Source organism: Knoellia terrae (assembly GCF_048606435.1).
GTDB classification, from domain to species: domain Bacteria; phylum Actinomycetota; class Actinomycetes; order Actinomycetales; family Dermatophilaceae; genus Knoellia; species Knoellia terrae.
In genome coordinates this window covers 80157-86845 of sequence record NZ_JBMBWH010000013.1, presented here as the reverse complement: position 1 = coordinate 86845, position 6689 = coordinate 80157, and the positions used below count along the sequence as shown (strand labels likewise).

The 6689-nt window shown below is 68.9% G+C and carries 2 protein-coding genes and 1 tRNA gene; all 3 read right to left on the bottom strand.

From position 1 onward, the window contains the following. Positions 1-205: 205 nt before the first annotated feature. The gene (locus tag ACOJV9_RS15765) at positions 206-1288 is read right to left on the bottom strand and encodes a tyrosine-type recombinase/integrase (RefSeq protein ID WP_420186180.1); all 1083 of its coding nucleotides are present in this window, start codon (positions 1286-1288) and stop codon (positions 206-208) included. Positions 1289-1475: 187 nt separating this feature from the next. Continuing rightward, positions 1476-1548: transfer RNA gene (locus tag ACOJV9_RS15760), tRNA-Thr, on the bottom strand. 140 nt (positions 1549-1688) lie between these two features. Further along, positions 1689-6683 (bottom strand): peroxidase family protein, encoded by a 4995-nt coding sequence (locus ACOJV9_RS15755; protein ID WP_420186179.1) that lies wholly within the window; start codon positions 6681-6683, stop codon positions 1689-1691. Positions 6684-6689 lie beyond the last annotated feature (6 nt).

Here is a 6689-nt window from a genome sequence, read left to right as displayed (position 1 = left end):
AAGGGAACGGACACCCCAACGTAGAAGCGCCGGCGATCACGAGGATCACCCACATATCAAGCATGTGCGTGAAACGCGCCGCAGTCGGAGTGGCCCATGTGGGCGGTGCGCCGCACGCTCGTAGGCGTGCGGCAGTCGCTCGTACCTTCCACCAAGGCCCACCGGTGTTGACCGGATGCCGCTGGAGGCACCCCCCCGCACCTCGCTATCGGCTCTCGCGGCCGGCCATCACCGAGAGTGCGGCGGCGATCTCCTTGTCGCGGCCTTGGGCCGCGTGTTGGTACCTCAGCGCTGCGGAGACAGAGCTATGGCCAAGACGCTGCTGCAGCTCGGCGAGGGTGGCGCCTGCACGCGCCGCCATGGTGGCGCCCGTGTGCCGGAGGTCGTGCACTCGCAGGTCCGGACGACCCGCCGTCTCGCGCGCCAGGCGCCAGTTGCGGTGCAGCGTTGACGGTTGGAGGTGCGTGACGCCGTCACGCCCCGGGAAGAGCAGGGCGTCCGGAGCCGCGGCAGTCATCGTGTCGAGGTGGTGAGCAACCGCGGGGACGATGTGCGGTGGCATGGACACCACCCTCGTCCCCGCTGCCGACTTCGGCGTACCCACGACGGCCAGGCCACCAACCCAGGACACGGCACGGACGACCCTCACCGTCCCCGCCACGACGTCGACGTCCTTGCGTCGCATCTCAAGCACCTCGCCACTGCGCAGCGCGCACCACGCACACAACAGCACCAGGGCGCGGTGACGACTGGGAATGGCCTCCACGATCACCGACAGCTCCTCCAGCGACGCCGGGCGGATCTCTCGCGCTCGAGGAGTGTTGGCCGCACCGCGGATGCGGCACGGGTTGCTGTCGATCACCTCGTCGGCGACGGCCGTGTTCATGATCGCCTTGAGTAGCGCATAGCTACGGGCGCGGACGGTCGGCAGGTCCGACGGCAGCTGCGACCACCAGGTGCGCACGACGCTCGGCGTGACTGAGTCGATGGTCAACGACCCAAGCACCGGTGCCAGGTAGCGGCGCAGCAGGTGCTCGTACCCCTCGCGGGTCCGGGGCTTGAGGTCGCGCTCCCGCAGCCACTGGGCCGAGTAGGCGTCGAAGGTCAGGGGAGCCACTCGCACCACCGGGGCGGGCGCCTGCCACTCCCCAGCCACCACCTCCGCGTGTCGCCGGCCGAGCCAGCCCTCGGCATCCCCTTTGGTCTCGAACGTGTGCGGCGCCGAGTGCCTCGCCAGGTCCGGGCCGACGAAGCTCGCCTGCCAGCGGCCGGAGGGCAGTTTTCTCACGTACCCGAAGCCCCGACGGCGTCCCCGGCCGCTCATGTCGCACCTGTCATTCGCCGGTTTCGTGCGATAACCGTGCGATATCTATGGCATATCGTGTCCATGTGCGTCCTCTCCTGTCACCGAGCGAGGGACGTGCTCACTCGCCCAATCAGACCACAGGACAAGGGTTTTCAGCAAAACTGCGTTGAGCTGGCGAGGGGACTTGAACCCCTAACCCCCTGTTTACAAGACAGGTGCGCTACCGATTGCGCCACGCCAGCGCACGTCGGCGAGCGTGCGCTCCCGACGGCGACCCGCACTTTACCCCGCACCCACGCGACGACGCGCCGGAGCCGGCCCACGGACGGTGGACCGGCTCCGACGTTCGATGTCGCGCGACGTTCCTCGCGCTGCGACCCGCCTAGCGAGCCACCACCTGGTTCGACTGCGCCGACCGCACGCTCTGGCCCACCGCGTTGATGGCCGTCACCTGGAAGCGGTACTGGCCCGCACCCAAGGTCATCTGCAGTGTCCGCACGTTCGCGGGCGCGACCTGCTGCACCGTCACACCCGTCGCCACGCCGGCCGCGGTGAACTGCACCGCGAACACCCGGTAGCCGGTGATCACCGATCCGCCGTTGACGGCGGGCGCCGTCCAGTTGGCCGTCGCGGTGATCGCGCCACCCGGAGCCCCTTGTACGGCTGTCCCGATGACCGGAGCACCCGGCACCGTCGCCGGAGTGACGACGTTGGACTGGGCGGACAACGCCCCGAGACCGACCGCCGTGACGGCGCGGACCCGGAAGTTGTAGGCCGTGCCGTTGGTGAGGTTGGCGACGGTGGTGCTGGTTGCTGTTCCCGTCAGGATGTCCGTCCGGACCACTGTGGCTCCGGTGCGGACCTGGACGCGGTAGCCCGTGATGGGCGAACCGCCAGTGGCCGGTGGTGCCGTCCACGTCAGGGCCGCCGACGCGTTGCCACGCGTGGCCACGGGGGTTCCCGGTGCCGGCGCCAAGGTCAGCGGAGTGACCGTGCCCGATGGGGTGGACAGGACGCCGAGACCGAAAGACGTGATGGCGCGAACCCTGAAGTTGTACGCCGTCCCGCCGGTGAGCCCGGTGACCGTGGCCGTCGTCGGCGTGGCTGCCACGTCGACCGACCGAACCACCGTGGTGCCGGTCCGGACCTGGATCCGGTAGCCGGTGATGGCTGCGCCGCCGTCGTCCGCCGGGGCGGTCCAGGCGAGGTTCACCGAGCCGTTGCCCGCCGCGACGTTGGAGGCGCCGACAGTGGCGGTGAGCCCCGTCGGTGCCGACGCCGCGACCACAGGAACCACCGCGTTCGGGATGGTCCTGTCGGAGAACTGCAGCTGCTCGATGTTGCGCAGCGTGTCGGTGCCGTCGAGGACAGTGCCCCGTGCGTGCACCACGGTCGTCGAGGTCGGCCCGAAGGTGATGTCGTAGTCCGCACGCGGACCCGAGAACACCGCCGTGTCGACCGCGGTGCCGTTCGCCGGGGTCTGGATCTCCCGGACGATGCGCAGCTGACCCGGGTTGACCGTCCCGGCGATCAGCCGGGCGGACACGCCGGACAGCGTCTCGACGCTGTCGATCTGCGTCGTCGGGTCGGCTGCGCTGCGGACACTGATGCGCACGTTGAGCTGCGCGTCACCGTCGATGACGTCATCGCCACCGCGACCCTCGATGAGGTCGGTGCCGGCACCACCCATGAGGATGTTGCCGCCGGTGAACGTCGTGGCACCACCGAGGACGCCGCTGAGACCCGCCACGCGTGCGGCGCCCTCTGCAGTGAGCTCGTGGCCCTGCATGGCCGCTGCGTCACGGTCGTCGCCGCGCAGCACGTCGTTGAGGTTCCACCCGGACAGGGTCTCGACGAGGTCGAACCTGTCCTTGTTGGTCTCGACGCTCGGCGGGAGCAGGCCTGTGAGGTCCAGGTCGGAGTCCGCCGCCACCGGGTCGCCGTCGTGCGTGGCGTAGTCGAAGCCGAGCATGCCCTCGTTGCGCTGGATGCCTGGCCCGTTGAGCATGACGTCGTCGCCGCCCTCGGCGTCGTTGTCGTTCTCACCGCCGTAGCCGATGAGGACGTCGTGGCCGGGCTCGTTCGGGTCGTCCTGGAACGGGGCGCCGTTGTCGCCCTGCAGCAGGTTGAACGCTCCGCCGCCGGTGCCGTTGGTGCTGGCGCCGTTCTCGAGCCAGTCGTCGCCGTCGTCGCCGAAGACCGTGTCGTCCTCAGGGCCGCCGAGGACGTAGTCGTCGCCAGGTCCTGCGAACGCCTCTGCCATGTCGTCGTGGTCGATGAAGTCGTTGCCACGACCACCCTGGTTGAGGTCGCCCGCGAAGCCCTGCCCGGAGGACAGCGTGTCGTTGCCGTCGCCGCCCTTGAGCGTGTCGTCACCGTTGGTGTCGAGCAGGATGTCGTCGCCGAGACCACCGATGTGGTTGTCGTTGCCGTCTCCGCCCTGCATCCAGTCGTTGCCGTCGTTGCCGCGGATGGTGTCGTCACCCTCGCTGGACCAGACGCGGTTGACGCCGGCCGTGCCGTTGAAGACGACGTGCTCCGGGCCGCCGTAGCGGATGGTGCCGTCCGGCATACGCGTGAGCAGCGCCGCTTCGTTCCACTCCGTAGCCGGATCGTTGAGGACGGGGCCCTCGGTGCCAAGGTTGGCCAGGTCGAAGATCAGCGCGGGCGTCGAGAACGAGTCGGCCGGCAGGCCGCTGACGTTCGTGTTGCGCTGGATCAGCTCGGCGAACGAGTTGCCCTCGAGCTGGGTCAGCATGTTGAGGCCGGCCGTCCGCGCCAGGTAGTAGAACCGGTCGCCGAACTGGAGGTCCTCCATCTGCTGCTCGAACACGTAGTTGAACGTCGGGCCGAGCAGACCGCCGAAGACGAACTGCTTCTCCGCCAGACCACCGGACCACAGGTCGATGTCGTCGACGCCCGTGTTCGTCGTGTTCGCCGGGTCGACCCACGTCGAGTGGAGAACGATGGGCTCGCCGGTGTCAGGGTCGGTCCCCATGTGCGGGGAGCTGTTGAGGAACGCGTAGCTGTCCTCGGGCCCGTTGTCCGTGGTCTCGTCGACCGCCGTCGACTGGTCGTCGGTGAGGATGCCGTCGGCTCCGGCAGGGCCGGCCAGGATCCTGTCCGCAGCCGCCCGCTTGCCGGCCATCGTGGTCGCCCCGGTGATCGACGGGTGCTTGCCGTAGGCCGCGATGAAGTTGTTCAGCGACATCGGGTGCCTGAGGACGAAGCTGAAGTCCGCCCAGCTCTGGTAGGCCGCGAGCGCCGAGTTGTTGCTCTCGGCGAAGAAGACCCGGCGTGCCGCGTTGAGCGACGGGATGCCGGTGTCGCGTGCCCGCGCCATGTTGAGGGTAGCGAGGTCGAGCGGCAGGCCGAGCAGCTGGTTGCGCAGCGCCTCGGTGACGAACTCGTCGATCTCGTTGCCGACCTGGCGGGTCATGCCACGGACCACGTCGCCCGCTGCGTCGTCCGGCGTCTGGCCGGCCGCCATGAACTCCGGCGGGTTGAGGAACGCGTCGAACAGGTCGATGTCGTTCCTGGTGCCGTCGACATTGATGCGGTCGACGGACTCGGTGAGCATCGAGTGCCCGAACCGGTAGACCGCGTGGGCGAACTCGGCCTTGATGGCCGGGTTGATGCTCGTGTTGTAGCCCGTGCCACCCTCACCGAAGGGGGCGACCATCGGCTGCACCTTGCGGATGAACTCCTCGAAAGCGAGGTGCTGGTACTCCATCTCGGTGACGAAGCGAGCAGCCTGGAAAAGACGCTCACCGTAGTCGTAGCTGCCGTCGCGGGCGGTGTAGCGGTTCGTCGCCTTCCAGTCGGCCTCCTCGGCGTCCGTGATGCCGCTCGTGTTGTCGGCGTTCACGATCATCGAGTTGATGTTGTCGACCAGGCGGTTGTGCTCGGAGTGGAACACGTGGTGCACGGTGGTGAGGCCGATGTTCTCGTTGACCCGACCGTCGCCGGCGATGAAGTGCGCGTTCAGCAGCTCGTCGTCGTACTGGTTGACACAGTTCGCCGGCAGGCCGGGCCGCTCGCACGGCACGAGGCCCGGCGTGACGACGCTGTCGCTGTCGGGCGTGAAGCCGGGCTTCGGCACCGCGTGATGGGCGATGTCGTCGAGGAAGGCGTGGCCGGTCTTGGCCATGCCCGTCGTGGGCACTGGGGTCGTGAGGTTGCCCTCGACGAGTGCGTTGTTGTCGGCGCTCTCGTCGGCCGGGGTCGCGGGGTCGTTGGTGAGAATGCCGTCCGGACCTGCCGTCTGGATCATCTGCGGCAGACCGTTGGCGCCGCGCATGAACCGGCCGTACGGGTCAGTCGCCAGCAGGGGCAGGTTGCCCACGTCCGCGTCCGTCAGGCGGATGCCCATCGCGTTCGCGGCCTGCGCCTTGACGTCGGCCCAGGTGGCCATGCCGTCGCCGGCGCCGGTCACGAGAGCGCCGGTCGTCATGAGGCGGTCGGGGGTCGCGGCGTTGAAGTCATGGTCGCCGACGGCGTACTTGCGCAGGAACGCCTGGTGCGACGGGTGGGAGCTGTAGGTCTGGCTCTGGTCGACCCAGGGGGTGGTCTGGTTGACCGCCTCGTGGTCGCCCGAGTGCTGCGCGCGGGTGAGCGTCATGAAGTTCAGGGCGCCCGGAGCCGTGCTGTAGAGCGGGTCGTCGGCGTTGAGCGGGACGAAGACCGTGCCCTGGGCGCTGCTCTTGTTCACGAGGTCCAGGCCGTGGTCGAAGAACTGCCCGAACAGCGTGAACCATGAGTTGAACGGTGCTGACAGGCCGGTGTCCGGGGCGGTGTTCGGGATGAAGAACGCACCGGACGGCGTGATATCCGGAGCCTCGCCGGCCGCCTCGACGGCCGCCGGGTTGGTCACCGTCTGGTCGACGACGAGGTTGCTGATGGTTCGCGGCTGGCTGTCGATGACCGTGCCTGAGGTCTGGGTGTAGCTCGTCTGCCGGGGACCCGCGGGCCCGGTCGGACCGTCCGGGTCGCCGAACTCGGCCTGCTTGAGCGACTTGGGAACCAACCGCGGGAACTTCTGGTCGGCCGCACCGACGTTCGCCTTGCCCGGGACGATGTTGTTGCAGGAGCCGTCCACGAGGCGCAGGCCCCACGGGAGCGTGTCCCCGACCTCGCCGCTAGGGACCTGGTCGGCACCGGTGCCCCGCATCGACCCACAGGGGTTCGACGCCGAGTACGTGTCGGCGTGCTGCTCCGCGATCTTGATCTGCTTGAGGATGAAGCGCAGGTCGGAGGCATTGAGGTTGAACCCCTGCCCGACGGGCGCGACCGCAGCCGACGCGCCCAACGATGACGTCAGGAGCAGCGGGGCGGCGGTGACGACGGCGACACCGGCGCCCAGTATCCGGGTGCGCATGCGTAC

Excerpts from the sequence above, each read along its gene's own strand:
- ACOJV9_RS15755 (WP_420186179.1), bottom strand. The coding sequence starts at position 6,683 with ATGCGCACCCGGATACTGGGCGCCGGTGTCGCCGTCGTCACCGCCGCC.